The sequence below is a fragment of the Micrococcus sp. KRD077 genome (assembly GCF_017168505.1).
Taxonomy (GTDB): Bacteria; Actinomycetota; Actinomycetes; order Actinomycetales; family Micrococcaceae; genus Micrococcus; species Micrococcus luteus.
This window is the reverse complement of record NZ_JABFAZ010000013.1, coordinates 16,054-42,353: the sequence shown is the minus strand read 5'-3', so window position 1 is coordinate 42,353 and position 26,300 is coordinate 16,054. Positions and strand designations below refer to the sequence as shown.

The following is a 26,300-nucleotide window of genomic DNA, read 5'->3' as shown; positions in this document are numbered from 1 at the left end:
GCCGCCTCCCTGCCCACGGTGGAAGAGGTCTCCGCCGGCGGCGTCATCGTCCGCGAGCATGACGGCGGCCTCGAGGTGGCTGTGATCGCCCGCTACAACCGCGGTGGTCGGCTCGAGTGGTGCCTGCCCAAGGGCCATCCCGAGGGTGAGGAGGACCACCGGCAGGCGGCCGTGCGCGAGGTGGAGGAGGAGACCGGGATCGCCGGCCACATCCTCGAGCCGCTCGGCGCGATCGACTACTGGTTCACGGTCGCCCGGCACCGCGTCCACAAGACCGTGCACCACTTCCTGCTGCGCGCCACGGGCGGCGAGCTGACCACGGAGAACGACCCGGACCACGAGGCCGTGGACGTCGCGTGGGTGCGGCTTGAGGACGTCGCGCGCCGCCTCTCCTTCGCCAACGAGCGCCGGATCGTCGACCTGGCCCGCCAGGTGGTCGACCAGCACTTCCCCCCGGGCGGTGCCCGGGGCCCCCGCCCCTGATCCACCGCCCCCGGCACGGGGCCTTCCGACCACGATTGGGTGACCCTTGAGCAGCAGACCCGCCCCGCGCCGAGCGCAGGACCCCGCCCACGCCGGCGTCGCCGACGAGGAGCCGACGACGACGGACCCCGCCCCCGCCACGGATCCGGCCGCCGTGGACCCCGCGGACGAGACCCCCGAGGGCGAGCGCCGCGCCGGCCGGTCCACCGCGATCATGGCCTCCGGCACGCTCCTCTCCCGCGTGCTGGGCCTCGTCCGTGCGACGCTGGTGACGGTGGCGATCGGCCTGTCCGCGGACATGGCCGACATCTTCGAGATCGCCAACTCCCTCCCGAACGTGATCTACCTGCTCCTGGTGGGCGGCGTGTTCAACGTCGTGCTCGTGCCGCAGCTGATCAAGCACGCCCGCGACGCCGACCGGGGCGCGGACTACACCTCCCGCCTGATGACGCTCGGCACGCTCGTGATGCTCGCCGGCACGGTGGTGGTCATGCTGGCGGCGGCCCCGCTCATGACGGCCCTGACCCGCGGCTGGTCGCCGGAGAAGCTCGAGATGGCCACCGTGTTCGCCCTGTGGTGTCTGCCCCAGGTGTTCTTCTACGGCATGTACGCGCTGGTGGGGCAGGTGCTCAATGCCAACGGGCGCTTCGGCGCCTACATGTGGGCGCCGGTGCTGAACAACGTCGTCGCGATCGGCGCGATCGTGCTGTACCTGGGCATGTTCGGGGCGTACCGGGCCGGGGACGACCTCGCCGGGTGGACGAGCGCACAGACGGTCGTGCTGGCCGGCGGCCACACCCTGGGCGTCGTGCTGCAGGCCGTGATCCTCTTCCTGCCGCTGCGCGGGCTCGGCCTGGGTCTGCGCCCGCGGTTTGGCTGGAAGGGCATCGGCCTGCGGGACACCGGCCGGATCGCCGGGTACACCCTGATCACGATGGTCGCCACGAACGTGGTGCTCCTGCTGTGCCAGCGGTACGTCACCTCCGCCACGGAGGCCCGCGACCGCGGCGAGCTGCGCATCCCCGGCACGGAGACCTGGAGCGCCGAGATGGCGCAGGCGGCCATCCCCGGTGTGGCCGCGTACAACATGGCGATGCTGATGGCCGTGCTGCCCCATTCGGTGTTCGTGCTCTCCCTGGCCACCGTGCTCTTCAACCGGCTGGCCCGCGCCATGGGCCGCCAGGACATGTCCGCGGTGCGACGCACGACGGCGCAGGGTCTGCGCGCGTTCACCGTGCCGCTGATGTTCTGCCTCGCCGGCGTGGTGGTCCTGGCGGGCCCCCTGGGCCGCGTCTTCGGCTCGACGGCCGAGACGGCGATGGTGGCCGGCGTCGCGGTGGGCTCGGTCCTGCTCGCGCTGGCGCTGTCCATCCCGTTCCGCTCGGGCTCCTTCTACCTGCTGCGCGTGTTCTACGCCGCCGAGGACGCCAAGGTGCCGATGGTGGTCCAGGTCAGCGGCTCGCTCCTGATGCTGCTGCTCTCGTGGGCGGGCGCGATGCTGCTGCCGCTGTGGTCCATGGCCCTGTGGGTCGCGGTCGCCTCGTCCGTCTCGTACGTGTACCAGTTCGTCCTGACCCATGTGCTCACCGTGCGCCGGTTCGGGGACTACGGCCTCGCATCCGTGCTGCGTGCCCACGTCCAGACCGGCCTGGCCGCGCTGGCCGCGGCGGCCGCGGGCGTCGTCGTCGTGTGGCTGCTGGGCGGGTACACCGGCGGGTTCGCGTGGAACTCCATCGGGACGGCGCTGCTCACGTGCGCGGTGGCCGCCGTGGCGATGGGTCCGGTGTACCTGATGGTGCTGCGGGCCATGCGGTTCCCCGAGCTGGACGACGCCCTCCGGCCGCTCGTCGCCCGCGTGCCGGCGCTGGGTCGTCTGCTGCGCGTCGGCTGATCTCTGGCCGCGACGGCCACGCCACGTATCATCGGATTCCGACCCCGTCGTCAGGAGAAGAGCCCGTGCCCCAGCCCATCGCCGTCGGCGCCGTCCTGGGCGGCCGCTATCGCATCACCCAGCACGTGGTGACGTCCGCGGACCAGGACATGGTGTTCCTGGGCACGGACCAGGTGCTCAACCGCCGCGTCACCGTGCTCGTGGCCTCACGTGAGAACGCCACGCAGGTGGCCTCGTCCGCGCGGGAGCTGGCCACGGGCGAGCGCACCGACGACGTGCAGGTGCTCGACCTGGGGCTGTCCGAGGGCCGCACGTACCTGATCGCCGGCGGGGACCCCGACCCGGACGTCCTGCTGGGTCTGGCGTACCCGCAGGAGCTGTACGTGGAGCCGTTCCAGACGGACAGCCTCGGCTCCGAGCTGTTCGGCGAGTCGCGGACCGGAGACCCCCACGCCTACGACGACGACGAGGCGTACTACACCGACCTCGACCGCCGGCTCCGCGCGGACGAGGACGAGGCCCAGCGTCGTCCCGGGTTCCTGAACCGCCTCTCCGAGCGCCTCGCCGAGCGGGTCCGTCCCTCCGACGGCACCGCGGCGAAGGCGGCCGCCGGGGCGTCGGCCCTGGCCGCGGCGGACGCCGCCACCCGGAAGCAGCAGGAGGAGCGCGAGCGGGCCGAGCGGGAGGCCGCCGAGCGGGCCGAGCGGGAGCGCAAGGAGGCCGAGGAGAGGGCCCGCGCCGAACGGGAGGCCGCGGAGCGGGCCGAGCGGGAGCGCAAGGAGGCCGCCGAGCGCGCAGAACGCGAGCGCCGGGAGGCGGAGGAGCGTGCCGAGGAGGAGCGCCGCGCCGAGGCCGAGCGCGCCCGTCGCCAGGCGGAGCAGGAGGCTGAGGATCGGGCCGCGCGCGAGCGAGAGGCCGAGCAGGCCCGGCTGGCCGCGGAGCGGGAGGAGGCCGAGCGCCGCGAGCTCGAGCGCCGGGCCGAGGCCCGCCGTCGTGCCGAGGAGGAGCGGGCCCGGGAGGCCGAGCGGCGCGAGGCTGAGAAGCGCGCGGCCCAGGAACGCGAGGCCGCGGAGCGCGAAGCTGAGAAGCGCGAGGCCCAGGCGGGCACCGCCGCACTCCCGGCTGTCGCGGCGGGGGCCGCCGCCGCGCAGACCACCGACGCCGATGCCGACGGGGCCACGCCGCCCACCGAGCCCGTCGAGCCCGTGGCGGCCGAGAAGACCGACGCGCCGGAGCCGGTCGCCCCGGACACCGAGGCGATCCCCGTGCGGCGCCAGCGTCCCGTCCCCCGCCGAGCGATCGTGGCCGAGTCCGCGCCGCCCGTCCACGAGGAGTCCCGCAGCACGGCCGCGCCGGTGGCTGCCGGGGCCGCAACGGGGGCCACCGCGGCGGCTGCCGGTTCGACGTCCGCCGCCGCGGCTCCGGATGCTCTGGCCGCCCCGGCCACCACCGGGGGCGACGACGGCGCCACGGTGGCCGACCCGGGCGACGGCAACGGCCGCACGCGCGGCGGCGGTCCGCTGGCCCTGCTCCTCGTGCTCGGCCTGCTGGCCGCACTCGTCGTGGGCGGGGTGCTGCTGGCCCAGAACCTGCGCGGCGGGCCGGCCCCGCAGGCCGCGGCCGCGTCGTCCGAGTCTGAGTCTGCGTCGTCCGAGTCCGCATCGGACACCCCGTCGCCGTCGGAGAGCACCAGCCCCTCCCCCACCCCGACCAGCGAGAGCGCCGCGGCCGCCCCGCAGCCCGTCCAGGCCCTGCGCTCGGTGCCGGACCTGCCGGAGCACGAGGCCGAGCACGACGCGGACCTGAGCAACCTCATCGACGGCGACCCCACCACCGTGTGGCGCACCTTCGCCTACGCACGGCCGAACTTCGGCGGCTATGTGGAGAGCATGAACCTCGTGGTCCAGCTCGAGGAGCGCACCGAGGTGAACGAGGTGACCCTGCAGAGCACGGGGGCCACCGGTGGCGCCTGGTTCGCCTACATCGCCGACTCCCCCGAGGGCGCGAACGCCAAGGAGATCGGCAACGGCACCTTCGACCAGGACACCGTCTCCATCCCCGTGCCGTTCGAGGGCACCGAGGCCGAGGCCGAGTACGTGATCGTCAGCCTCACCTCGCTGCCCCAGCTGGAGGGCACGACGTCGGACCTCCCGTTCGGCCTGCGTTTCGGCGAGATCGCCGTCCGCTGACCCCGCGCCCGGGCGACGGCGCGCCGGACCTTCCGGCCGCCGTCGCCGGACGTCGTCGCACCGCGGCCCCGGCACCGCGGAATACCCGCCCGTGGCTCCGCCGTTGTCCTGGAGGAGCGTCCACCACCCCGATCCACTGGAGGAACCCGTGGCCCCCACCGCCCAGGACCAGAGCGTCCACAACGTCGTGATCGTCGGATCCGGCCCCGCCGGATACACCGCGGCGATCTACACCGCCCGCGCCGAGCTCTCCCCGGTCCTGGTGGCCGGGGCGGTGACCGCGGGCGGCGAGCTGATGAACACCACCGAGGTGGAGAACTTCCCGGGCTTCCCGGAGGGTGTGCAGGGGCCCGAGCTGATGGCGAACCTCGAGGCCCAGGCCCGCCGGTTCAACACGGAGGTGGTCTACGACGACGTCGTGCAGGCCGACCTGACGTCGAACCCCAAGGTGCTCACGCTCGGCGACGGCACCCAGCTGCGCACCCACGCGGTCATCCTCACGACCGGCTCCGCCTACCGGAAGCTCGGCGTTCCCGGCGAGGAGCGCCTCTCCGGCCACGGCGTCAGCTGGTGCGCCACGTGCGACGGCTTCTTCTTCCGCGAGCAGGAGATCGCGGTCGTGGGCGGCGGCGACTCCGCCATGGAGGAGGCCCTGTTCCTCACGAAGTTCGCGTCCAAGGTGACCGTGCTGGTCCGCAAGGACGAGCTGCGCGCCTCCAAGGTGATGGCCCACCGGGCCATGGAGAACGAGAAGATCGAGTTCCGCTGGAACACCGAGGTCACGGAGGTGACGGGTGACGACAAGGTCAACACCCTCCGCCTGCGGGACACCCGCACCGGCGAGGCGTCCACGCTGGACGTGACCGGCCTGTTCGTCGCCATCGGCCAGGACCCGCGCACGGACCTGGTGCAGGGCCAGGTGGAGCTCACGGAGCACGGCACGATCCGCATCGACCATCCGTCCTCGCGGACCTCCCAGCCGGGCGTCTTCGCCGCCGGCGACGTCACGGACCACACCTACCGCCAGGCCATCACCGCCGCCGGCTCGGGCTGCGTGGCCGCCCAGGACGTGGAGCACTACCTCGCGACCGTGGCCGACGTGGAGGAGGCCGCGCCGGCCGGCCCGGAGTCGGACGCGAACCCGGCATGAGCCACTGACTCATGACCCCTGACGGAGCGTCATGAATCATGTCGATAACACCCCTGTCCACCCTCGTCAGACACAGAACAAACCCCAGGAGGCTGCCATGAGCACCATCACCGTCACCGACGCCGACTTCGACCAGAAGGTCCTCCAGTCCGAGCTGCCCGTCCTCGTGGACTTCTGGGCCGAGTGGTGCGGCCCGTGCCGCATGCTCGGGCCCGTCCTGGAGGACATGGCCGTGGAGCACGAGGGCAAGGCCGTGATCGCCAAGCTCAACGTGGACGAGAACCCGGCCATCGCCGCGCGTTACGGCGTCACCTCCATCCCGCTCGTCGTGGGCTTCCAGAACGGCGAGAAGGTCGCCGAGTCCGTGGGCGCCAAGCCCAAGGCCGCGCTGGAGAAGGAGTTCTCGGCCCTGCTCGGCTGAGCCCCTCCCCCACTCACCACGACGGCCCCGTCACCCCAGAGGGTGACGGGGCCGTCGTGCGTTGATCTTCAGGACCAGCGGCGGGTGCCCGTGGACGCCGTCCGCGGGAACTCCGGATCAGGACTTCTTGCCCTTCCCCTTGCCGTCCTGACCGCCCTGGATGAGGTCCATGATGCGGTTCAGGTCCTCCACGGTGGTGAAGTCGATGGCGATGCGGCCCTTGCGCGCGCCGAGGGTGATCTTCACGGCGGTGTCCAGGCGGCTGGTGAGCGCGGTGGCGTAGTGGTCCAGGCGCTCGTGGCGGGCGTCGTCCGTGCTGCGCCGCGGCGTGCGGCCCGGCCGGAGCCCGCCCTGCAGCTGCGCGACCGCCTCCTCCGTGGACCGGACGGACAAGCCCTCCGACTGGATCCGCTGCGCCAGACGCTCCATGTCCGACGGGTCCGTGAGACCGAGCAGCGCACGCGCATGGCCGGCCGAGAGCGTGCCGGCGGCCACGCGGCGCTGCACGAGGGGCGGCAGCTTGAGCAGCCGCAGCGTGTTGGAGATCTGCGGACGAGAGCGGCCGATGCGCTGGGACAGTTCCTCCTGCGTGCAGGCGAAGTCCTCCATGAGCTGCTGGTAGGCGGCGGCCTCTTCGAGCGGGTTCAGCTGGGAGCGGTGCAGGTTCTCCAGCAGAGCATCCCGCAGGAGGTCCTGGTCCGGGGTCTGGCGGACGATCGCCGGGATGGTGTCCAGGCCGGCCTTCTGGGTGGCGCGCCACCGGCGCTCGCCCATGATCAGCTCATAGGGGGTGGGGCCGTCCACCTCGCGCACGACGATCGGCTGCAGGATGCCGACCTCGCGGATCGAGGTGACCAGTTCCGCCATGTGGTCCTCGTCGAACACCTCACGCGGCTGCCGCGGGTTCGGGTGGATGTCCCCCACCGGGATCTCCCGCAGGACCGCGATGTCCGCTGATACGATCCCCACGGTCGCGACGGACTCCGCGGTCGTGTCCACCGGTTCCTCCCTCGACGACGCCGCGGCGGTGGCGCGCTTGCTGGGCGCCTTCACCGTCGGCATGGCCGGGCGCCCCTTGGTGGATCGCGCCGCAGGTGCGTCCTCGGAGTCGGCGGAGAAGAAGACGTCGACGGGACGCTGAGCGGGTCGAGAGGCACGCTTCGACGAGGTGGCCCCTGTCTGAGTGCCGGGCGAGGCGTTCCGGCCAGTCGCGGGAGTTGATTTCGCGGCCTGCGGTGGGCGGGCCGTGGTCTTTCGCTGCGGCCCCGACGGGTCCGGCTCAGTGGACTCCCCTGACGTCTTGGTGGTCGCGGTGCTGCGCGTCGATGTCGTCGTGCTCTCCGCTGCCGCGGCGGCCTCCGGGCCACTCTTCGCGGGCATCCGAGAGTCCTTCGGGGAGGAGGATGTCTCGGCGTTCTCTTCCGGGACTTCTACAGTGCTCTGGATCAGGGCGCCGAGGCCTCGCCCCAGGCCTCCTCGACGGCTCGTCTTCAACGGGTCCTCCTGCAGTGAGTGGGTCTGCGATCAGTGTAGGTGAGCGGTCTGATCTCGATGATTCCGGGCGGCGCGAGGAGACCCCGCACGTTGCGCTGGCCCCGACTGTTGGTGGCCACGCGAGGGGGCGGGGGCGTGCGCGTGGACGTCTGCCGCGAGAGTGAGTGTTTCACGTGGAACACTCTGAGTTGGGGGCTCCAGGAGGGTGCGGCTGCAATCCCTCAGGACTCTCTCGTGGTTTCTCGTAAGGTCCACCCGTTTCACGTGAAACGCGATCCCTCAGCCGGCCAGTCGGCAGTTGACGAATCACAGTTGTAGCTGCTTGTGTTCTCGGTGTCCCGGGGCCGATCAACCGTCCAATGCGTACGGTATTCAAACATGCTGGCTAGCCGCAGGATATTTATTGCGCGTCATCGGTTGGAAAATGGCGGACCAGTAGCGAAGCAACGCTCCACTCCCCTGCGGTATGGTGTGGACACTTGAATCACCGAACGGCCGAGCTCGGACTTCTCGTCGCCTTGTGTTCAGTGCTTCCTCACACCCGCGCAGCCCACGAATCGAACGTTGCGTCGCCGACCGTGTTTCACGTGAAACACGAATGACTGTGTCGCAGAGAACACGGACGGGGCCCCCGATCGTTGACGTAACTGCTCCTTACGAACCGGTGTTATCTTGTTGTGTCGTTCTCGGTCACCGCATGGGCGGCACTGATCGCGTGTGCCTTGGATAGCCCGAAGTGGTGATGTCGCGGCACGGCCCCCTCACCCGAGGCTCGTTTCACGTGAAACGTTCCGTTGGAGGTGTCGACTGATCACGCATGCCACGGAAGTCGGCCCACCCGCGGGTGCACCCCGATGCACGCGTCCACAGGGCGCGTGACGTGCGTTCGACATTCAGACTCCACGCGACGCTGACGTACTAACGCGGATGCGTCGAGCACAGACACGCGGTCGTTCTGTTTCACGTGAAACGCACGGCGCAGACTCGGAGGGAACACCGGACGGCGAGTCCCATGCCAGCGCACCATGCACCGACTTTCTCCCGTTGGGCGTACAGCTCCGTGCTCAAGCCAAGCACCGGACGACAAATACCGTGACAAGACAAGTTTCCCATCCAACGTTCTGGATCCATTCATTATGGCAGCCCAGACCGTCCACGAGGATCTAAGGGCCGTCTCATGGGGAACCGGGGCTTCACCTCGTCGGCCCTTGCGCGCGTGGCTTCCCTCGGGGATCGCCAGGGGAACCCGGTGTTTCACGTGAAACCTCCGGCGACCGCTCCATCACTCGACGCCCTGACTCCCGCCTCGTCACACGATCACGAAGACTCAGCGCATTACCCCGTCTCAGACCGAGACCCCGCAAGATCCCCGGGGAAGGGGACCACACCCGCGTTCCCGTTCACACGCCGACCCGTGCCTCGGCGTCGGCCGCAGCAGCGAACTCACCGGAGTCCGTCGACACCTCCGATGAATCCATGACCGCGCTTCCTTGACGTCTCCTAGTCCACAGATCTTGTCCACATATCAACATCAACAATCGCGGGCAGACACGGCTGACTCCGCAACTTGCCAGCTCATATACTTGTCTTTGTATACATCGGGGCCTGCGGCCGCCCCACCTCGCCGGAGTCTCTCCTACTCTGCACACAGGACTGCACAGCAGAACTGTCCATCAGGCGCCGCCATCCGGCCCGTTCTACTCAGACGAAGCACAGCACTCCACCACGCCGCTGACGTCTGCTCCCGCACACGCTGACGACCGACCGGCCCGCACCCCTCGGCCACACCACGGCTCGACCTCCGCTCTCGCTCCCCATTCCCTGCACTTCACCGACCGCGAGGAGGGCTGATCGTGGGGGAGGGGAGCGGGGACGGACCGAGCCCTGCACGGCCACGCCCGGCGGCCAGGACGTTCCCCACGCATCGCGCAGCTCCCGAGGAGCACTTCAACGCAGGGTGCACCGCCGGCCCGCACAGCCTCCGTCGCCGCCCCGCGACCGTGCCGTACACCCCGCCCCGTGAGCTCGTGTGTCGCCGCCTGCGGCCGCCCCCACGCCCTGCGACAGGTGTGCCTGGCCGACGCGGCGGAGGGGCCGGCCCAGGAGAGGAGACGGGAGCGTGTCAGACGGAGGCGGTCGACCACGGACACCCCTCCCCGTCGTCCCGCCGAGGCGGCACCACGCTCGCCCCACGGAGACCGTCGTTTCACGTGAAACACGAACTTTCGACATGCCCAGCGATTCCGCTTGTCTTACCATCCCACATCTTTGGGGGCCGCACTCACTCACGACGAAGCCCGCCGGGGGGATCACTCCCTCCGGCGGGCTTCGTCGTCGCCAGCAGCGCCACCCGGCGACCGCCGCAGCGGCCGGCTGGGCGTCAGCCCTTCAGGGCCGTCGGCGCCCCGCGGCCGGCGATCTCCGCGGCCGCCTCCCGGTACGCCATGGCGCCGGCCGAGGCCGGGTCGTACGTCAGCACCGTCTGCTGATAGCTGGGGGCCTCGGAGATGCGGACGTTGCGGGGGATCGTGGTGCTCAGCAGCTGCTCCGGGAAGTGCGTCCGGACCTCCTCCGCCACCTGCACGGCGAGGTTGGTCCGCGCGTCGAACATCGTCAGCAGGATGGTGCTCACCTGGAGACGCGGGTTCAGGTGCTTCTGGATCATCTGCACGTTCTTGAGCAGCTGGGAGAGGCCCTCGAGGGCGTAGTACTCGGCCTGGATCGGGATGAGCACCTCCTCGGCCGCCACGAACGCGTTGACCGTCAGCAGGCCCAGGGACGGCGGGCAGTCGATGAACACGTAGTCCAGCCGCTCCTGGCCGTCCCCCTCGCGCCAGGCGGTGTACGCCTCGAGCGCCCGCGACAGTCGCTGTTCGCGGGCCACCAGCGAGACCAGCTCGATCTCGGCACCGGCCAGGTCGATCGTCGCAGGCACCACCTGCAGGCCGTCCACGTCCGGGGCGTCCTGCACGACGTCCTGGATCTCCATCTCGCCCAGGAGCACGTCGTACACGGAGGCGACGTCTCCGGTGTGGGGGATGTTCAGCGCGGTGGACGCATTGCCCTGCGGGTCGATGTCCACCACCATCACCCGCATGCCCGCGCGGGCGAGGGCCGCGGCCAGGTTGACCGTCGTCGTCGTCTTGCCGACGCCGCCCTTCTGGTTGGACGTCGTGAACACGCGGGTGCGGTCGGGGCGCGTCAGACGGCGCCGCTGAAGCCGCGCGGGCTCCTCGGCGTCGGCGCCGCCCTTCTCGGCGGTCCGGCCGGTCCACTTCTGGCGCAGGGCCCTCCAGGCCCCACCCCGGCTCTCCTGCTCCTGCGCCATGCGGCTCTACCTCCTGGGTCGCGGGTGTGCGGATCTGCTGCCGCCCGGCCCGCCCCGTCCCGGTGGGGGAGGGGTCAGCGGGGACGCGCGCTGATGCGCACGACGGTGGTGGTCTCAGGCAGCAGGCCCTCGCCCACCGTGAGGATCTCGGGCTCGGCACCACCATACTTGCGCAGGACCTTGCGGGCGGCGGCGATCTCGTCGGCCGCGGAGCGGCCCTTGATCGCCAGCAGCTCCCCGGCGCCCTGCAGCATCGGCATGGTCAGGGGCACGAGGGTCTTCAGCGCGGACACGGCGCGGGCGGTCACGACGTCGACGTCGAGGTTCCCGGAGACCTGCTCGGCGCGGCCGCGGATCACGTCCACGTTCTCCAGCCCGAGGTCGGCGACCACCATGTCCAGCCACTCCACGCGCCGCTCGAGCGGCTCGATGAGCAGGAACTGGCAGTCGGGGCGCGCGAGCGCGAGGCACAGGCCGGGCAGGCCCGCACCGGAGCCGACGTCGGCCACGAGCGCGCCCTGCGGGAGGAGCTCCTCGACCACGGCGCAGTTCAGGACGTGGCGCTCCCAGAGACGTGGCGCCTCGCGCGGGCCGATCAGGCCCCACTCGATGCCGGTGTCCGCCAGGTGGGCCACGTAGGCCTCGGCCCGGGGGAGGGCCTCGCCGAACAGCTCGACGGCGGCCGGCCGCAGCGCATCGGTCAGCGGCGGTGCCGGCTGCCCCACGGGCGCGGGGCGCTCGCCCCGGTCCTGAGGATCCAGCCCGGGGCGCTGCTCGTAGGCCGAGCCCCGCTCAGTCATCGGCGGAGATGACCACGTGCCGGCGGGCGCCCTCGCCCTCCGACTCGGAGGTCAGGCCGGCGTCCGCGACGACGTCGTGGACGATCTTGCGTTCGTACGCGCCCATGGGCTCGAGGTGCACGGGACCCTCGCCGGCGCGGACGCGCTCGACGGCCGCCTGGGCGGCGGTGCGCAGGGCGACGTTGCGGCGCTCCCGGTGCCCGCAGACGTCCAGGATCAGCCGGGAGCGGTGCCCCGTGGCGGCGAGCACGGCCAGCCGGACGAGCTCCTGCAGGGCCTCCAGGGTGCGGCCGTCGGGGCCGACGAGGTCGTCCAGGCGCTCGTCGTGGTCCTCGGAGACGACGGACACGTACGTGCGCCCGTCACGGACCTCGATGTCGATGTCCCCGTCCAGGTCCGCGATGTCGAGCAGCTCCTCGACGTAGTCCGCGGCGACGTCGCCCTCCTCCTCGAGGCGGCGCACCGCCTCCGAGACGGCGGCACCGTCCTGCTCCTCGACGCGGGAGCCCTGGCCCGCGGGGGTCTCGACGACGGTGTCCTCGGCCTCGGGGGCCGGGGTCACGTTCTCGGCGGACATGCTCACTTCCTCCTGCGGTTCTTGCGCTGGGGCTGGAGGCGCTGACCCGACTCGCGGACGACCTCACCGTTCAGCACGGCGCCGCCGCGGCCCGCCTGGGTGTGCGCGGACGAGGGCGTGGCCTCGGCGTTCGACACCTTCTGGCCCACGGGGGGCAGGCCCTTCGCGGCGCGGCGCTCGTTGAGCTCCTTCTCGGCGAGGGAGCCCGGGGTCGGGTTGTTGCGGATGATCCACCACTGCTGGCCGACGGCCCAGAAGTTGGAGTAGGTCCAGTACAGGAGCACGCCGATGGGGAAGTTGATGCCGCCGATGCCGAAGATCAGGGGCATGGCGTAGAGCATGATCTGCTGCGTCTGCATCATGGGCCCGGAGAGGGCCTGCTGCGTCATGTTCTTCGTCATGAGCATCTTCTGCATGTAGAACATCGAGCCCGACATGAACAGGATCAGCACGATCGCCGTGATGATCACGGGCGTGCTGCCCGGCGCGCCGAGCGAGTTCATGAAGGTGTCCGACATGCGGGCGCCGAAGATCGTGGAGCCCTCGAAGGAGCGGATCTGGTCCGCGGACAGGGCGTCCATGGCTTCGCCGCGCTCGGCCGCGCCGCGGGCGCCGATCAGCACCTGGTACAGCGCGAAGAAGAACGGCATCTGGATCAGCAGCGGCAGGCAGGCGGCGAACGGGTTCGCCTTGTGCTCCTTCATGAGCGCCTGCTGCTCCATGGCCATGGCCTGGCGGGAGAGCTGGTCCTTCTTGCCCTTGTACTTGGCCTGCAGCTTCTGCAGCTCGGGCTGGATGGCCTGCATGGCGCGCTGCGCCTTGATCTGCTTGACGAACAGCGGGATCAGCAGGGTGCGGATGAGCACCACCAGCAGGAGGATGGACAGGGCCCACGTCCAGCCGGAGTCCGCGGGCAGGCCCGCAAACTCCAGGATGCTGTGGAACGCCCCGAGCAGCCAGGACATCAGCCAGCGGAACGGGGAGAGGATGGCTTCGAACATGGGGGTCAATCCTCCTGCGGGAGATCAGGTGGGATGGGAGGGTGGTTCAGGGCGAGGATGCGCGGCTGCCGGCCCGGCGGCCAGCGTCGGTGCCCGGGCGGGACCGGGTCCACGCCGCCGTCGTTCCAGGGATGGCACCGGCCGATGCGCCGCGCGGCGAGCCACGACCCCTGCACCGCGCCGTGCACGTGCACGGCCTCCAGCCCGTAGGCGGAGCAGCTGGGGAAGAACCGGCACACGGGTCCGTACAGCGGGGAGACCACGGCCCGATAGACCGTGAGCAGGCCCGCCAGCAGGGCGGACGGCAGCGCGCGCAGCGGCCCCCACTCACGGGAGGGCTCGAGCACGACGAAGGGCGAGGGCGTGACGGTCATCTACGCGTGCTCCGAGGCGGCGGGCAGGTGCGGCTTCAGGGCCTTGCCGAGCGCGCCGACGGTCTCGCGGCGCAGCAGCGCGTAGTCCGCCTCGGCGGCGGCCGGCAGCGCGCGGACCTGCACCAGAACCGGCAGGTCGCGCAGCGGGGGCAGGCGCATCTGATCCGCGACGACGGCGCGCAGCCGCCGCTTCACCCGGTTGCGGGTCACCGCGTTCCCCACGGCCTTGGACACGACGAACCCGGCCCGCGGCCGAGGGGCGCTCGGCGACGTGGACCGGGTCTGATCGGGGTCCGTGGCGACGCTCACCACGACGGTGCGCCGACCCGCGCGGGTGCCGGTGCGACCGAGGTGACGGAACTCCGCGGGCGTGCGGACGCGACGGTCACGGGGCAGCACGGGGCGCGCCGTCCCTGGACCGAGGTCCTCAGGCGGACAGCTCGGCGCGGTTCTTGCCGCGGCGAGCGGACAGGATGGCGCGGCCGGCGCGGGTGCGCATGCGGGCACGGAAGCCGTGCTTGCGGGCACGACGGCGGTTGTTGGGCTGGAACGTGCGCTTGGTCACTGTGATCTCTCCACGACGTGTTGTGTGCCTTCGACCGTCGACCTGAGCAGGTGGACCAGGGGGAAGGACCGGTGAGGCTCTGACATGAAATCCCCGGCGGGCACGATCAACCGACACCCGGGGGACCAGACGACTCTAGTGGCCGGGGTACGCAGGGGTCAAACGGGTGCGCGCGGATCCCGGACGCCCGTGGGCGCCCGGGACGGTCGTCCACAGGATGATAGGGGTTGTCCACCGTCTGTGCACAACCCTGTGGACAACCGTTAGACTCCGAGCACCGTCGTCCGTCTCGCGCAGCCGCCCCCGTCCTCGGGGACGTCTGTCCCAGGAAAGGAAGCCTCCGTGGTGGCAGACCAGGCCGTGCTCAGCTCGTGGCGCTCCGTCCTGGGCTCCCTCGAGGACGACGCGCGGGTCAGCGCCCGCCTCATGGGCTTCGTCTACCTGGCCCAGCCGCAGGGCCTCATCGGCAACACGCTCCTGCTGGCCGTGCCGAACGAGACCACCCGCGAGACCCTCCAGGGCACCCAGGTGGCCGACGCCCTCACGGACGCCCTGACCCAGGAGTTCCGCGAGGAGATCCTGCTGGCCATCTCGATCGATGCGAACCTGCAGCCGCCGCGGACCCCCTCCTCCGAGGCCCGCCGCTCCTCCCTCGCCGGCGGGCCGTCCGACGCCGCGGCGCCGGACGTCGAGCTGCCCCCGGCCGCGACCGCCGCCACCTCCCGCCGCGCCGTCGCCGAGGAGCTGCCGGGCTTCCGCATCGAGCCGCCGGCCGACGTCGTGCCCGCCGCGACCGCGGCCCCGAGCGGGAACGGCAAGCCGACCCCCGCACCGCCGTCGACGTCCGCGGAGACCAGCCGCCTCAACGACCGCTACCACTTCGAGACGTTCGTGATCGGCTCGTCCAACCGGTTCGCGCACGCCGCCGCGAACGCTGTGGCCGAGGCGCCGGCGAAGGCGTACAACCCGCTGTTCATCTACGGCGAGTCCGGCCTGGGCAAGACGCACCTGCTGCACGCGATCGGGCACTACGCCCGCCGCCTCTACCCGGGCCTGCGGGTGCGGTACGTGAACTCGGAGGAGTTCACCAACGACTTCATCAACTCCATCCGCCACGACGAGGGCGCCTCGTTCAAGCAGGTCTACCGCAACGTGGACATCCTGCTGATCGACGACATCCAGTTCCTGGCGGACAAGGAGGCGACGGTCGAGGAGTTCTTCCACACCTTCAACACGCTCTACAACAACAACAAGCAGGTGGTCATCACCTCGGACCTGCCGCCCAAGCAGCTCTCCGGGTTCGAGGACCGGCTGCGCTCCCGCTTCGAGTGGGGGCTGATCACGGACATCCAGCCGCCGGACCTCGAGACGCGCATCGCGATCCTCCGGAAGAAGGCGGAGGCCGAGGGGCTCGTGGCCCCGCCGGAGGCGCTGGAGTACATCGCCTCGCGCATCTCCACGAACATCCGCGAGCTCGAGGGCGCGCTGATCCGCGTGACCGCGTTCGCCTCACTCAACCGGCAGACCGTGGACATCGAGCTGGCCGAGCATGTGCTCAAGGACCTGATCACGGACGAGACGGCGCACGAGATCACCCCGGAGCTGATCCTGCACGCCACGGGGGAGTACTTCAATCTCACCCTCGAGGAGCTGACCAGCAAGTCCCGCACCCGCACGCTGGTGACGGCGCGGCAGATCGCCATGTACCTGCTGCGCGAGCTGACCGAGATGTCCCTGCCCAAGATCGGCCAGGTCCTGGGCGGCCGCGACCACACCACCGTCATCCACGCGGACCGCAAGATCCGCGAGCTGATGGCCGAGCGGCGGACGATCTACAACCAGGTCACCGAGCTCACCAACGAGATCAAGCGGAAACAGCGCGGCGCCTGAGCCACCCGCCGTCCCACCCTCGAGTCCCGGTTCGAACATTCGACCGGGACTCGAGCCTTCGTCCACATTGTCCACCGGTGTGGACAACTCTGTGGAGAACCCCCGGTGCTGTGGACAACCTCCGCCCCTGTGGATGGCGGAATCAGGCCGCTCACGCCGCGTCCACACCCCTGGGGACGGCGACGGTGCACAGGCTGGTGAATCACACGGATGTCATTCGATGGTCCACATGTATCCACAGATCTCCACAGCCGAAAACCGCATGATCTCGCGGTTTTCGACGGGTGTGGACGCGTCCTGTGGACAGGAATGTGGACAACTGGGGGGTGGATCCGGGGATGAGTCTGGACAACTCCGGTCGAACCTGTGCAGAGCGGGGGAAGGACCCCCGGGGCTCGTCCACACCGGATGCACACCCCGAACGAGCGGGTGTCCACACGGTTCCCCCAACCGGATCCGCATGCTGACGCGGCAGAACGGCGTTCTCCACAGGATCCACACCCGCTACCACTACTTCTGATCCCCCTTCAGAGATTCCGCCAAGCAACATCATCTCCGCCACCCCACACCGAGCTGAGCGCCTCGAGAGCCCGGGCTGCGCCCGTGCGGTCGGAATCCTTGGAATCACACGCTTGTCATTCGCTTCCGACCTGACACCCGCCGCGCGGACCGCCTATGCTGAGGCCCGCGTGTCGCCGTTCCCCCCGGGCCCGCAACCCCCGTCATCACCCCCAGAGAGGCAGTGCAGCTCGTGAAGTTCACCGTCGAACGCGACATCCTCACCGACGCCGTCTCCTGGGCCGCCCGCTCCCTGTCCCCGCGCCCGCCGGTGCCGGTGCTCTCGGGCCTGCTGATCACGGCCGAGGCCGGCGTCGTGTCCATCGCGAGCTTCGACTACGAGACCTCCGCGCGCCTGGAGATCGAGGCCGACGTCGAGACCGCGGGCCAGGTGCTCGTCTCCGGCCGCCTGCTGAACGACATCGTCCGCTCCCTGCCGCAGGCCCAGGTCACGGTGGAGCTCGACGGCGGCAAGGTGCTCGTCACCTGCCGCTCCTCCCGCTTCGCCCTGGCCACGATGCCCGTGGGCGACTACCCGGCCCTGCCCGAGCTGCCGGCCCCCGCGGGCACCGTGGACGGGGCCGCGTTCGCCCACGCCGTCGCCCAGGTCACCGTCGCCGCCTCCAAGGACGACACCCTGCCGATCCTCACCGCCGTGAAGGTGGAGATCGAGGGCGACACCATGACCTTCCTGGCCACGGACCGCTACCGGCTGGCCATGAAGGAGATTCGCTGGACCCCGGCGGACCCGTCCCTCTCGACGTCGCTGCTCATCAAGGCGCGCACGCTCACCGAGGTCGCCAAGTCCCTCGGCTCCGGCGGCGACCTGGAGATCCTGCTCGGTCAGACCGCCGACCTCGTGGGCTTCGCCTCCGGCGGCCGCCGCACCACCTCCGTGCTCGTGGACGGCGAGTACCCCAAGATCCGCTCGCTCTTCCCCGAGTCCAGCCCCATCCAGGCCGTGGTGGACACCGCCGCCCTGGTCGAGGCGTCCCGCCGCGTGGCCCTCGTCGCCGAGCGCAACACCGCCCTGCGCATGGTGTTCACGGACGGCCAGGTCACCCTGGACGCCGGCACCGGCGACGACGCGAGCGCCAACGAGTCCGTGCCGTGCACGCTCGAGGGCGAGGACATCACCGTGGCGTTCAACCCGTCCTACCTCTCCGAGGGCCTGGCCGTGGTGGACCAGCCGCAGGTGCGCTTCGCGTTCACGTCCGCGCCCAAGCCCGCCCTGCTCACCGGCGTGAACCAGGAGGACGGCGTCGTCTCCGACTACCGCTACCTCGTGATGCCGGTGCGCATCGCCTGACGCAGGGGGCCGGACGCTCCCGTGTACCTGTCCCACCTCACCGTCGCGGACTTCCGGTCCTACCGCTGGGCCGACCTGGAGCTGACGCCGGGGTCCACGGTGCTGCTCGGGGCCAACGGGGTGGGCAAGACCAACCTCGTGGAGGCGATCGGCTACCTCGGCGCCCAGCAGTCCCACCGGGTCAGCTCGGACGCGCAGCTCGTGCGCTTCGGCCGGGACCGGGCCCGGATCGCCGGGCGCGTGCACCGCGGGTCCCGCACCGTCGCCCTCGAGCTGGAGATCCTGCCGGGCCGGTCCAACCGGGTGGCCATCAACCGCGGCGCCCCCGTGCGGGCGAAGGAGGGCCTCGGGATCCTGCGCACCGTGGTCTTCGCCCCGGAGGACCTGAGCCTCGTGACGGGGGAGCCCGGTGGCCGTCGTCGTCTCCTCGACCAGCTCATGGTGCAGCTGCGTCCGGCCCTCGGTGAGGCCGCCGCCGACTACGAACGCGTGCTGCGCCAGCGCAACGCCCTGCTCAAGTCGAGCCGCGGCTCTCGCCGCTGGGGCCCCGAGGAGGACGCGACCCTCGCCGTCTGGGACGAGCACCTCTGCGCCGCCGGCGCCCGCCTGCTCCACGGCCGCCTGCACGTGCTGCGCCTGCTGGCCCGCCCCCTCCAGGAGATGTACGCGGCGCTGACCAACGGCTCCAAGGCCGCGGCCTACGCCTACGAGTCCACCGTCCCGCTGGCCCGTGGCACCCACGCGGAGGTCCCGGCCGTGGCGGACCTGGCCGCGGACATGCACCGGACGCTCGAGGCCCAACGGGAGGAGGAGCGGGCGCGGGCGCTCACCCTGGTGGGCCCGCACCGGGACGAGCTCGCCCTCTTCCTGGGCCCGGCGCCCGCGCGCGGCTACGCCTCCCACGGGGAGACGTGGTCGCTGGCGCTCGCCCTGCGCATGGCGGCCTACGACGTGCTCGTGGCCGACGACCCGGACCCCGACGCCCGCCCCGTCCTGATCCTGGACGACGTGTTCGCGGAGCTCGACGCCGCCCGTCGCCGCCGCCTCGCCGCGCTCGTCCACCGGGCCGAGCAGGTGATCGTCACGGCCGCCGCGCTCGAGGACGTCCCCGAGGAGCTCACGGCCCACCGCGTGCTCATCCGCCAGGACGCAGAGGGCTCCGAGGCCGTGGCCGCCGCGGCCCCCGTGGAGGGGGACATCCGTGAGCCCCGGCGCGAGGGCGGCGCCGATGGCTGAGACCCCCGCCCCGTTCGAGCCGGACCGGCCGGACCTGGCGCTCGTGCAGCTGCGCCGGGTCCGCGAGGCCGCCCGGGAGCGGGGCGAGGCGCCGCTGCGGGCGCGGGGGACGGGCGCGGGCCTGGCCGGGGCCATGGCGGGCACGACGTCGGCCGGCCGGGAGCGGCAGGACCGTCGGCGCCCGTTCGGGGGTGCGGACCGGGACCCGGCCACGGTGTCCACCGTGTTCGGCCGGCTCATCCGCGACCGCGGCTGGTCCACCCCCGTGGCGGTCGGCTCCGTGCTCACCCGCTGGGCCGAGCTGGTGGGGCCGGAGATCGCGCTGCACTGCCGCCCGGAGAGCTTCGAGGACTCCGTGGTGCGGGTCCGGACGAGCTCCACCGCGTGGGCCACGCAGCTGCGCCTGATGAGCCCCGTGCTCCTGCAGCGCTTCGACGAGGCGCTCGGGCCCGGCGTCGTGACCCGCATCGAGGTGGCGGGGCCGCAGGCCCCGAGCTGGCGCAAGGGGCCGCGCACCGTGCGCGGCGGCCGCGGGCCGCGCGACACCTACGGCTGAGTCCGGGGCCGCCCCCCGCGGCGCACGACGGCGTCCCGGACGCGGCGAGGCCATGGGCGCCGCTCTGGCGCGCTCACAGGGTCGGTGACGGCCCGGGAGACATGGGCGGTCTCCTGCGCACGTCCTGAGCCGTGTCCCTGGCCGCTGAGCGGGTGTTCTCCCGCGGCGGACCCCCGTCGATGCGGGCCCTCGGGGTGTCAGGCGGTACACTGGGACCAGTGAAAGGGGGCCGGCCGTCGTCCGTCCCCCGCCCCCGTGGATCTGCGGGAGCGTGTCGCGTGCCGGTTATGTCCGGGCGGCGGCGCGCGCCTGCGCGCGGGTCGACCCTGCCGCCGACGTCCGAGGAAGTGAGCCACCCGTGGTTGACGCCATGCCCGAGAACCCCGCGGAGGAGCCGACCGCCGCGTCGGCCGCGCCGAACCCGGAGGCCGTGCCGGACGCCGTCGGGCAGCCCGAGGCCCCGGTGAAGGACCGGAAGGTGCCCGGTGAGTACGGCGCCAGCGCCATCACCGTGCTCGAGGGCCTCGAGGCCGTCCGCAAGCGCCCCGGCATGTACATCGGCTCCACCGGGCCGCGGGGCCTGCATCACCTCGTGTACGAGGTCGTGGACAACTCCGTGGACGAGGCGCTGGCCGGCTACGCCACCGGCATCGACGTCACACTGCAGGCCGACGGCGGCGTGCGCGTGGCGGACGACGGCCGCGGCATCCCCGTGGACCTGCACCCCACCGAGGGGAGGCCGACCGTCGAGGTCGTCATGACGATCCTGCACGCCGGCGGCAAGTTCGGCGGCGGCGGCTACGCCGTCTCGGGCGGCCTGCACGGCGTGGGCATCTCCGTGGTCAACGCGCTCTCCCGCCGCGTGGACACCGAGGTCCGCCGTCAGGGGCACGTGTGGCGCATGTCCTTCGCGGACGGCGGCGTGCCCCAGGGCGAGCTGGTGAAGGGGGAGGCCACGGACGCCACGGGCACCGTGCAGACGTTCTACCCGGACCCGGAGATCTTCGACTCGATCGAGTTCGACTACGAGACCCTGCGTGCCCGCTTCCAGCAGATGGCCTTCCTCAACAGGGGCCTGCGCATCACCCTCACGGACGAGCGCGTCCAGGAGTCCAACGAGGTCGTCGACGACGAGATCGCGGGCGAGGGCGCCGCCGGTGAGGACGTCGCGGAGAACGGCCTGGCGGAGGAGGCGGAGCAGGAGCCCCAGCGCCGCTCCGTCACCTACCTGTACGAGAACGGCCTGCTCGACTACGTCCAGCACCTCAACTCCGCCAAGAAGGTCGAGTACGTCCACGACGACGTCATCGCCTTCGAGGCCGAGGACGTCTCGGACGGCCGCTCCATGGCCGTCGAGGTGGCCATGCAGTGGACCTCCGCCTACTCGGAGTCCGTGCACACCTACGCGAACACGATCAACACCCACGAGGGCGGCACCCACGAGGAGGGCTTCCGCGCCGCGCTGACCTCCCTGGTCAACCGCTACGCGCGGGAGAAGGAGATCCTCAAGCCCAAGGAGGACAACCTCACGGGCGAGGACATCCGCGAGGGCCTGACCGCCGTGATCTCCGTGAAGCTCTCCGAGCCGCAGTTCGAGGGCCAGACCAAGACCAAGCTCGGCAACTCCGAGGCCCGCGGGTTCGTGTCCAAGGCGGTCACGGACCACCTCGGCGACTGGTTCGAGCGCAATCCGGGCCCGGCCAAGGAGATCATCCGCAAGGCCATCATGGCCTCGCACGCCCGCCTGGCCGCCCGCAAGGCCCGGGACAACGCGCGCCGCAAGTCCCCGCTGGAGTCCTTCGGCATGCCCGGCAAGCTGGCCGACTGCTCCTCGAAGGACCCCGAGCGCTGCGAGGTGTACATCGTGGAGGGCGACTCCGCCGGCGGCTCGGCCAAGCAGGGCCGCAACCCGGAGACGCAGGCCATCCTGCCGCTGCGCGGCAAGATCCTGAACGTGGAGCGCGCCCGCCTGGACAAGGCCCTCGGCAACGCCGAGATCCAGTCGATGATCACGGCGTTCGGCACCAACATCGGCGAGGAGTTCGACATCTCCAAGCTGCGGTACCACAAGATCGTGCTCATGGCGGATGCGGACGTGGACGGCCAGCACATCACCACGCTGCTGCTGACCGTCCTGTTCCGGTACATGCGCCCGCTCATCGAGGCCGGCCACGTGTTCCTCGCGCAGCCGCCGCTGTACCGCATCAAGTGGTCCAACGCCCCGCACGACTACGTGTTCTCGGACGAGGAGCGCGACGCCGCCGTCGAGGCCGGCCTGGCCAAGGGCTGGCGCTACCCCAAGGACAACGGGGTGCAGCGCTACAAGGGCCTGGGCGAGATGAACTACCAGGAGCTGTGGGACACCACCATGGACCCGGAGCACCGCACCCTGCTGCAGGTGACCATGGAGGACGCCGCCGCCGCGGACGCCGTCTTCTCCATGCTCATGGGCGAGGACGTGGAGTCCCGCCGCACCTTCATCCAGCAGAACGCCAAGGACATCCGCTTCCTGGACGTCTGAGCCGGACCCGCAGACCTGCCTGAGCCGACCACCCTCCCCGCCGTCGCGGGGAGCACGAGAGGACCCGCGTGAGCGACGAGACCACCCCCCAGACCCCGGACGAGCCCGTCGAGGGCGCCCCGACCCCGCAGACCGGCCTGGACATCGAGGTGGAGCACTACGTGCTCCCCGAGGGCGCCGCCGACAAGGTCGAGCCCGTCGACCTCGAGTCGGAGATGAAGCGCTCGTACCTGGACTACGCGATGGCCGTGATCGTCGGCCGCGCGCTGCCGGACGTGCGCGACGGCCTCAAGCCCGTGCACCGTCGCGTGCTCTACGCGATGTACGACGGCGGCTACCGCCCGGACCGCGCGTTCAACAAGTCCGCCCGCGTGGTGGGCGACGTGATGGGCAACTACCACCCGCACGGCGACACCGCGATCTACGACGCCCTCGTGCGCCTCATCCAGGACTGGGTCCAGCGCTACCCGCTGGCGCTCGGCCAGGGCAACTTCGGCTCCCCGGGCAACGACGGCGCGGCCGCCCAGCGCTACACCGAGACCAAGATGGCCCCGCTGGCCATGGAGATGGTCCGGGACATCGACGAGGACACCGTCGACATGCAGGACAACTACGACGGCAAGCAGCAGGAGCCCGTCGTCCTGCCCGCCCGGTACCCGAACCTGCTGGTCAACGGCTCCTCGGGCATCGCCGTCGGCATGGCCACGAACATCCCGCCGCACAACATGCGCGAGGTGGCCGCGGGCGTGCAGTGGTACCTCGAGCACCCCGAGGCCACCCGCGAGGAGCTGCTCGAGGCGCTCCTGGCCCGCGTGCACGGCCCCGACTTCCCCACGGGCGCCCAGATCCTGGGCCGCAAGGGCATCGAGGAGGTCTACCGGACCGGCCGCGGCCCCATCACCATGCGCGCCGTGGTCAACGTGGAGGAGATCCAGGGCCGCACGTGCCTCGTGGTCACCGAGCTGCCCTACATGACCAACCCGGACAACCTCGCCGCGAAGATCGCGGAGATGGTGCGGGACGGCAAGATCAACGGCATCGCGGACATGCGCGACGAGACCTCGGGTCGCACCGGCCAGCGCCTGGTGATCGTGCTCAAACGCGACGCCGTCGCCAAGGTGGTGCTGAACAACCTCTACAAGCACACCGAGCTGCAGTCGAACTTCTCGGCCAACATGCTCGCGCTCGTGGACGGCGTGCCGCGCACCCTGTCCCTGGACGGCTTCGTGCACCACTGGGTGAAGCACCAGATCGACGTGATCGTGCGCCGCACCGCGTTCCGCAAGCGCAAGGCCGAGGAGCGCGCGCACATCCTGCGCGGCCTGCTCAAGGCCCTGGACATGCTGGACGAGGTCATCAAGACCATCCGCCGCTCGGCCTCGGCGGACGTGGCCCGCGAGGCCCTCAAGGAGCTCCTGGACATCGACGACGTCCAGGCCCAGGCCATCCTGCAGATGCAGCTGCGCCAGCTCGCCGCCCTGGAGTCCCGGAAGATCCAGGACGAGTACGACGACCTCATGGCGAAGATCGCCGAGTACAACCGGATCCTGGAGTCCCCGCAGCGTCAGCGCGAGGTCATCTCCGAGGAGCTCGCCGAGATCGTGGCCAAGCACGGCGACGACCGCCGCACCGAGATCATGGCCGGCTTCGACGGGGACATGTCCATCGAGGACCTGATCCCCGAGGAGGAGATGGTCGTCTCCATCACCCGCGGCGGCTACGTCAAGCGCACCCGGATCGACCAGTACCGGTCCCAGGCGCGCGGCGGCAAGGGCGTGCGCGGGGCGACGCTGCGCGGCGACGACGTCGTCGAGCACTTCCTCACCGTGTCCACGCACCACTGGCTGCTGTTCTTCACGAACTTCGGCCGCGTGTACCGCATCAAGACGTACGAGCTGCTCGAGGCCGGCCGCGACGCGAAGGGCCAGCACGTGGCCAACCTGCTCGCGTTCCAGCCGGACGAGCGGATCGCCCAGATCCAGCCGCTCGTGGACTACGGCCGGGCCCCGTACCTCGTGCTCGCCACGCGCGGCGGCCTCGTGAAGAAGACGCCGCTGCTGGACTACGACACGAACCGCACCGCCGGCCTGATCGCCATCAAGCTGCGCGAGGGGGACGAGCTGGTCTCGGCCCGCGTGGTCTCGCCCGACGACGACCTCATCCTGATCTCGCGCAAGGGCCAGTCCCTGCGGTTCACCGCCACGGACGAGGCGCTGCGTCCCATGGGCCGTGCGACCTCGGGCGTGACGGGCATGAAGTTCCGCGACGACGACTCCCTGCTGACCATGGACGTGGTGGAGGAGGACGGCTACGTCTTCACCGTCACGGACGGCGGCTTCGCCAAGCGCACCCACGTGGACGAGTACCGCCTGCAGAACCGCGGCGGCCTCGGCATCAAGGTCGCCAAGCTCGTGGACGACCGCGGTGAGCTCGCCGGCGGTCTCGTGGTGCGCGAGGACCAGGAGGTCCTCGTGGTGATGGCCTCGGGCAAGGTGGTGCGCTCCGCCGTCGCCGGCGTGCCGGCCAAGGGCCGCGACACGATGGGCGTGATCTTCGCCAAGCCGGACAAGCGGGACCGGATCGTCGCCGTCACCCTGAACAACGAGCAGGAGATGGAGGCGAAGGCGGACGCCGAGGCCGAGGCGGGGCCGGATGTACCCTTGGACGCAGACATCGACCCGACCGACCCCGTAGCCGCACCGGAGGACGCCCTGACGCAGGACGCCGGTGAGGGTGCAGACGGAGGAGAGCAGTGAGCACGTCCGCGTCGTCGCGTCCCGGCCAGGGACGGAGCACTGGGAAGGCCGCCGAGCCGCGGTCCGGCCGTCCGGTGCGCAAGGCCAGCGGGTCCTCGCAGGAGGACCTGGTCCGCGCCGTCCCGAAGGCCAAGGTGCGCCGCGCCCGCCTGGTGCTGACCCGGGTGGACCCGTGGTCGGTGCTGAAGCTGGCGTTCCTGCTCTCGGTGGCGCTGGGCATCCTCACGGTGGTGGCGGCGGTGGCGCTGTACTCGCTGTCCGACGTCCTCGGGATCTTCGACAGGGTCAACGACGTGATCGGCACTGTGCTCGGCTCCGAGGCCGGGCGCTACACCGTGGCGTCCCTGGCCCCGCTGAGCACCGTCACCTCGCTGGCCACCGTGCTGGCCGTGGTCAACGTCATCCTGCTGACCGCCCTGGCCACCCTGGCCGCGCTGCTCTACAACCTCTGCGCGAGCCTCGTGGGCGGCATCGGCGTCACGCTGGCGGACGACTGAGCCGACCCTCGCCGACGCCCCGCGCGGATTTGCGCGGGGCGTCGGCGTTCCTGTACAGTCATCTCCTGTTGTGAACGGCGTCAGCCGTGACCGACGGTGAGGGCGTATAGCTCAGGCGGTTAGAGCGCTTCGCTGATAACGAAGAGGTCCCAAGTTCAAGTCTTGGTACGCCCACTCCCACCACACAGAGCCCCGGTCCGCTGGGGCTCCGTTCGTCTCCGGAGGTCTTCCCATGGGTCGACTGGCACGCGTGGCCCTCGTGGTCGGCGCCGCGGCAGCCGCCTATGGGGCGCGTCTCTGGCGGGAGAACAGTGCGGGGAAGGACGTCTGGGCCACGGCCACGGACGACCTGCCGGAGGACGCCGACGGCGTCGAGCCGGCACCGGAGGACTGACCGGTCCTCACGGGGGCATGGCGCAATTGGTAGCGCACCTGCTTTGCAAGCAGGGGGTTAGGGGTTCGAGTCCCCTTGCCTCCACCGAAGAAGGGCCCGGGAGTCGTGAGACTCCCGGGCCCTTTCGTCTGCCCAGGGTGGCCGCCGGCGCCGGCACCGTGGGCAGAAACCGGCGACCCGGGGGCTCCTGGGGCACAAACCGCAGGACTTCGGGCCCCGTGGGCAGAAGAGAGGGCGTTTCTGCCCACGGAGGGACGGGGATGGCCTGCCCCGAACCCCCGCCGCCGGACCCGCCCACCGCGCCCACCGC

The 26,300-nt window shown here is 71.2% G+C and carries 21 protein-coding genes and 2 tRNA genes; 15 read left to right on the top strand and 8 right to left on the bottom strand.

What is annotated here, in order from left to right; translation table 11 throughout:
* The 5 genes from J1M39_RS04700 to trxA all read left to right on the top strand — a co-directional run.
* Positions 1-483: NUDIX hydrolase (locus tag J1M39_RS04700; RefSeq protein WP_241253852.1), on the top strand; the 483-nt coding region annotated here is incomplete at its 5' end.
* 46 nt (positions 484-529) lie between these two features.
* Positions 530-2,374 carry a murein biosynthesis integral membrane protein MurJ gene (gene murJ / locus J1M39_RS04695; protein ID WP_002857806.1) on the top strand — a complete coding sequence of 615 codons (1,845 nt, stop codon included), beginning with the start codon at positions 530-532 and terminating at the stop codon, positions 2,372-2,374.
* 65 nt (positions 2,375-2,439) lie between these two features.
* Positions 2,440-4,563, top strand: coding sequence for a hypothetical protein (locus J1M39_RS04690; RefSeq protein WP_206496505.1), 2,124 nt, complete (start codon positions 2,440-2,442; stop codon positions 4,561-4,563).
* Positions 4,564-4,711: 148 nt separating this feature from the next.
* Positions 4,712-5,713: a thioredoxin-disulfide reductase gene (gene trxB, locus J1M39_RS04685; protein ID WP_101967584.1), complete on the top strand. Its 1,002-nt coding sequence runs from the start codon at positions 4,712-4,714 to the stop codon at positions 5,711-5,713.
* A gap of 31 nt (positions 5,714-5,744) precedes the next feature.
* Positions 5,745-6,134 carry a thioredoxin gene (gene trxA, locus J1M39_RS04680; RefSeq protein ID WP_323662986.1) on the top strand — a complete coding sequence of 130 codons (390 nt, stop codon included), beginning with the start codon at positions 5,745-5,747 and terminating at the stop codon, positions 6,132-6,134.
* A 117-nt stretch (positions 6,135-6,251) separates the two neighbouring features.
* Here trxA and J1M39_RS04675 read toward each other — a convergent pair whose 3' ends face one another.
* The 8 genes from J1M39_RS04675 to rpmH all read right to left on the bottom strand — a co-directional run bounded on the left by J1M39_RS04675 (position 6,252) and on the right by rpmH (position 14,273).
* A complete protein-coding gene (locus J1M39_RS04675; protein WP_080695858.1) occupies positions 6,252-7,628 on the bottom strand; it encodes a ParB/RepB/Spo0J family partition protein in 1,377 nt (458 codons plus the stop codon).
* A gap of 2,380 nt (positions 7,629-10,008) precedes the next feature.
* Entirely contained in the window at positions 10,009-10,956 is a 948-nt protein-coding gene (locus J1M39_RS04670) for a ParA family protein (RefSeq protein ID WP_241253851.1), read from the bottom strand.
* A 74-nt stretch (positions 10,957-11,030) separates the two neighbouring features.
* Positions 11,031-11,756: a 16S rRNA (guanine(527)-N(7))-methyltransferase RsmG gene (gene rsmG / locus J1M39_RS04665; protein WP_095347378.1), complete on the bottom strand. Its 726-nt coding sequence runs from the start codon at positions 11,754-11,756 to the stop codon at positions 11,031-11,033.
* Entirely contained in the window at positions 11,749-12,333 is a 585-nt protein-coding gene (locus J1M39_RS04660) for a Jag family protein (RefSeq protein WP_158184110.1), read from the bottom strand. The genes rsmG and J1M39_RS04660 overlap by 8 nt, the downstream gene beginning before the upstream one ends.
* Before the next feature lie 2 nt (positions 12,334-12,335).
* Positions 12,336-13,334: a membrane protein insertase YidC gene (yidC, locus tag J1M39_RS04655; RefSeq protein WP_206496504.1), complete on the bottom strand. Its 999-nt coding sequence runs from the start codon at positions 13,332-13,334 to the stop codon at positions 12,336-12,338.
* 5 nt (positions 13,335-13,339) lie between these two features.
* Positions 13,340-13,708 carry a membrane protein insertion efficiency factor YidD gene (gene yidD, locus J1M39_RS04650; RefSeq protein WP_041102526.1) on the bottom strand — a complete coding sequence of 123 codons (369 nt, stop codon included), beginning with the start codon at positions 13,706-13,708 and terminating at the stop codon, positions 13,340-13,342.
* Entirely contained in the window at positions 13,709-14,107 is a 399-nt protein-coding gene (gene rnpA / locus J1M39_RS04645; protein ID WP_002856442.1) for a ribonuclease P protein component, read from the bottom strand. It lies immediately after the preceding gene.
* A 28-nt stretch (positions 14,108-14,135) separates the two neighbouring features.
* Complete coding sequence (gene rpmH, locus J1M39_RS04640) at positions 14,136-14,273, bottom strand: 50S ribosomal protein L34 (RefSeq protein WP_002856443.1); 138 nt, start codon at positions 14,271-14,273, stop codon at positions 14,136-14,138.
* A gap of 342 nt (positions 14,274-14,615) precedes the next feature.
* On the opposite strand from rpmH, the gene dnaA reads away from it, so the two are divergent.
* The 10 genes from dnaA to J1M39_RS04590 all read left to right on the top strand — a co-directional run bounded on the left by dnaA (position 14,616) and on the right by J1M39_RS04590 (position 26,074).
* Positions 14,616-16,163, top strand: a complete 1,548-nt coding sequence (dnaA, locus tag J1M39_RS04635; protein ID WP_101965672.1) for a chromosomal replication initiator protein DnaA — start codon at positions 14,616-14,618, stop codon at positions 16,161-16,163.
* Between the two features lie 751 nt (positions 16,164-16,914).
* Positions 16,915-18,030, top strand: coding sequence for a DNA polymerase III subunit beta (gene dnaN, locus J1M39_RS04630; protein ID WP_002856446.1), 1,116 nt, complete (start codon positions 16,915-16,917; stop codon positions 18,028-18,030).
* Positions 18,031-18,051: 21 nt separating this feature from the next.
* Complete coding sequence (gene recF / locus J1M39_RS04625; protein WP_073117166.1) at positions 18,052-19,266, top strand: DNA replication/repair protein RecF; 1,215 nt, start codon at positions 18,052-18,054, stop codon at positions 19,264-19,266.
* Complete coding sequence (locus J1M39_RS04620; protein WP_010079771.1) at positions 19,259-19,822, top strand: DUF721 domain-containing protein; 564 nt, start codon at positions 19,259-19,261, stop codon at positions 19,820-19,822. Before recF ends, J1M39_RS04620 begins: the two co-directional genes overlap by 8 nt.
* 370 nt (positions 19,823-20,192) lie before the next feature.
* The gene (gene gyrB, locus J1M39_RS04615) at positions 20,193-22,343 is read left to right on the top strand and encodes a DNA topoisomerase (ATP-hydrolyzing) subunit B (protein ID WP_176726068.1); all 2,151 of its coding nucleotides are present in this window, start codon (positions 20,193-20,195) and stop codon (positions 22,341-22,343) included.
* A gap of 68 nt (positions 22,344-22,411) precedes the next feature.
* Positions 22,412-25,099, top strand: coding sequence for a DNA gyrase subunit A (gene gyrA / locus J1M39_RS04610; RefSeq protein ID WP_206496503.1), 2,688 nt, complete (start codon positions 22,412-22,414; stop codon positions 25,097-25,099).
* The gene (locus tag J1M39_RS04605; protein WP_095347371.1) at positions 25,096-25,596 is read left to right on the top strand and encodes a DUF3566 domain-containing protein; all 501 of its coding nucleotides are present in this window, start codon (positions 25,096-25,098) and stop codon (positions 25,594-25,596) included. The genes gyrA and J1M39_RS04605 overlap by 4 nt, the downstream gene beginning before the upstream one ends.
* A gap of 100 nt (positions 25,597-25,696) precedes the next feature.
* Positions 25,697-25,770 (top strand) — tRNA-Ile (locus J1M39_RS04600).
* A gap of 58 nt (positions 25,771-25,828) precedes the next feature.
* Positions 25,829-25,990 (top strand): hypothetical protein, encoded by a 162-nt coding sequence (locus J1M39_RS04595; RefSeq protein ID WP_010079767.1) that lies wholly within the window; start codon positions 25,829-25,831, stop codon positions 25,988-25,990.
* A gap of 11 nt (positions 25,991-26,001) precedes the next feature.
* Positions 26,002-26,074 (top strand) — tRNA-Ala (locus tag J1M39_RS04590).
* Positions 26,075-26,300 lie beyond the last annotated feature (226 nt).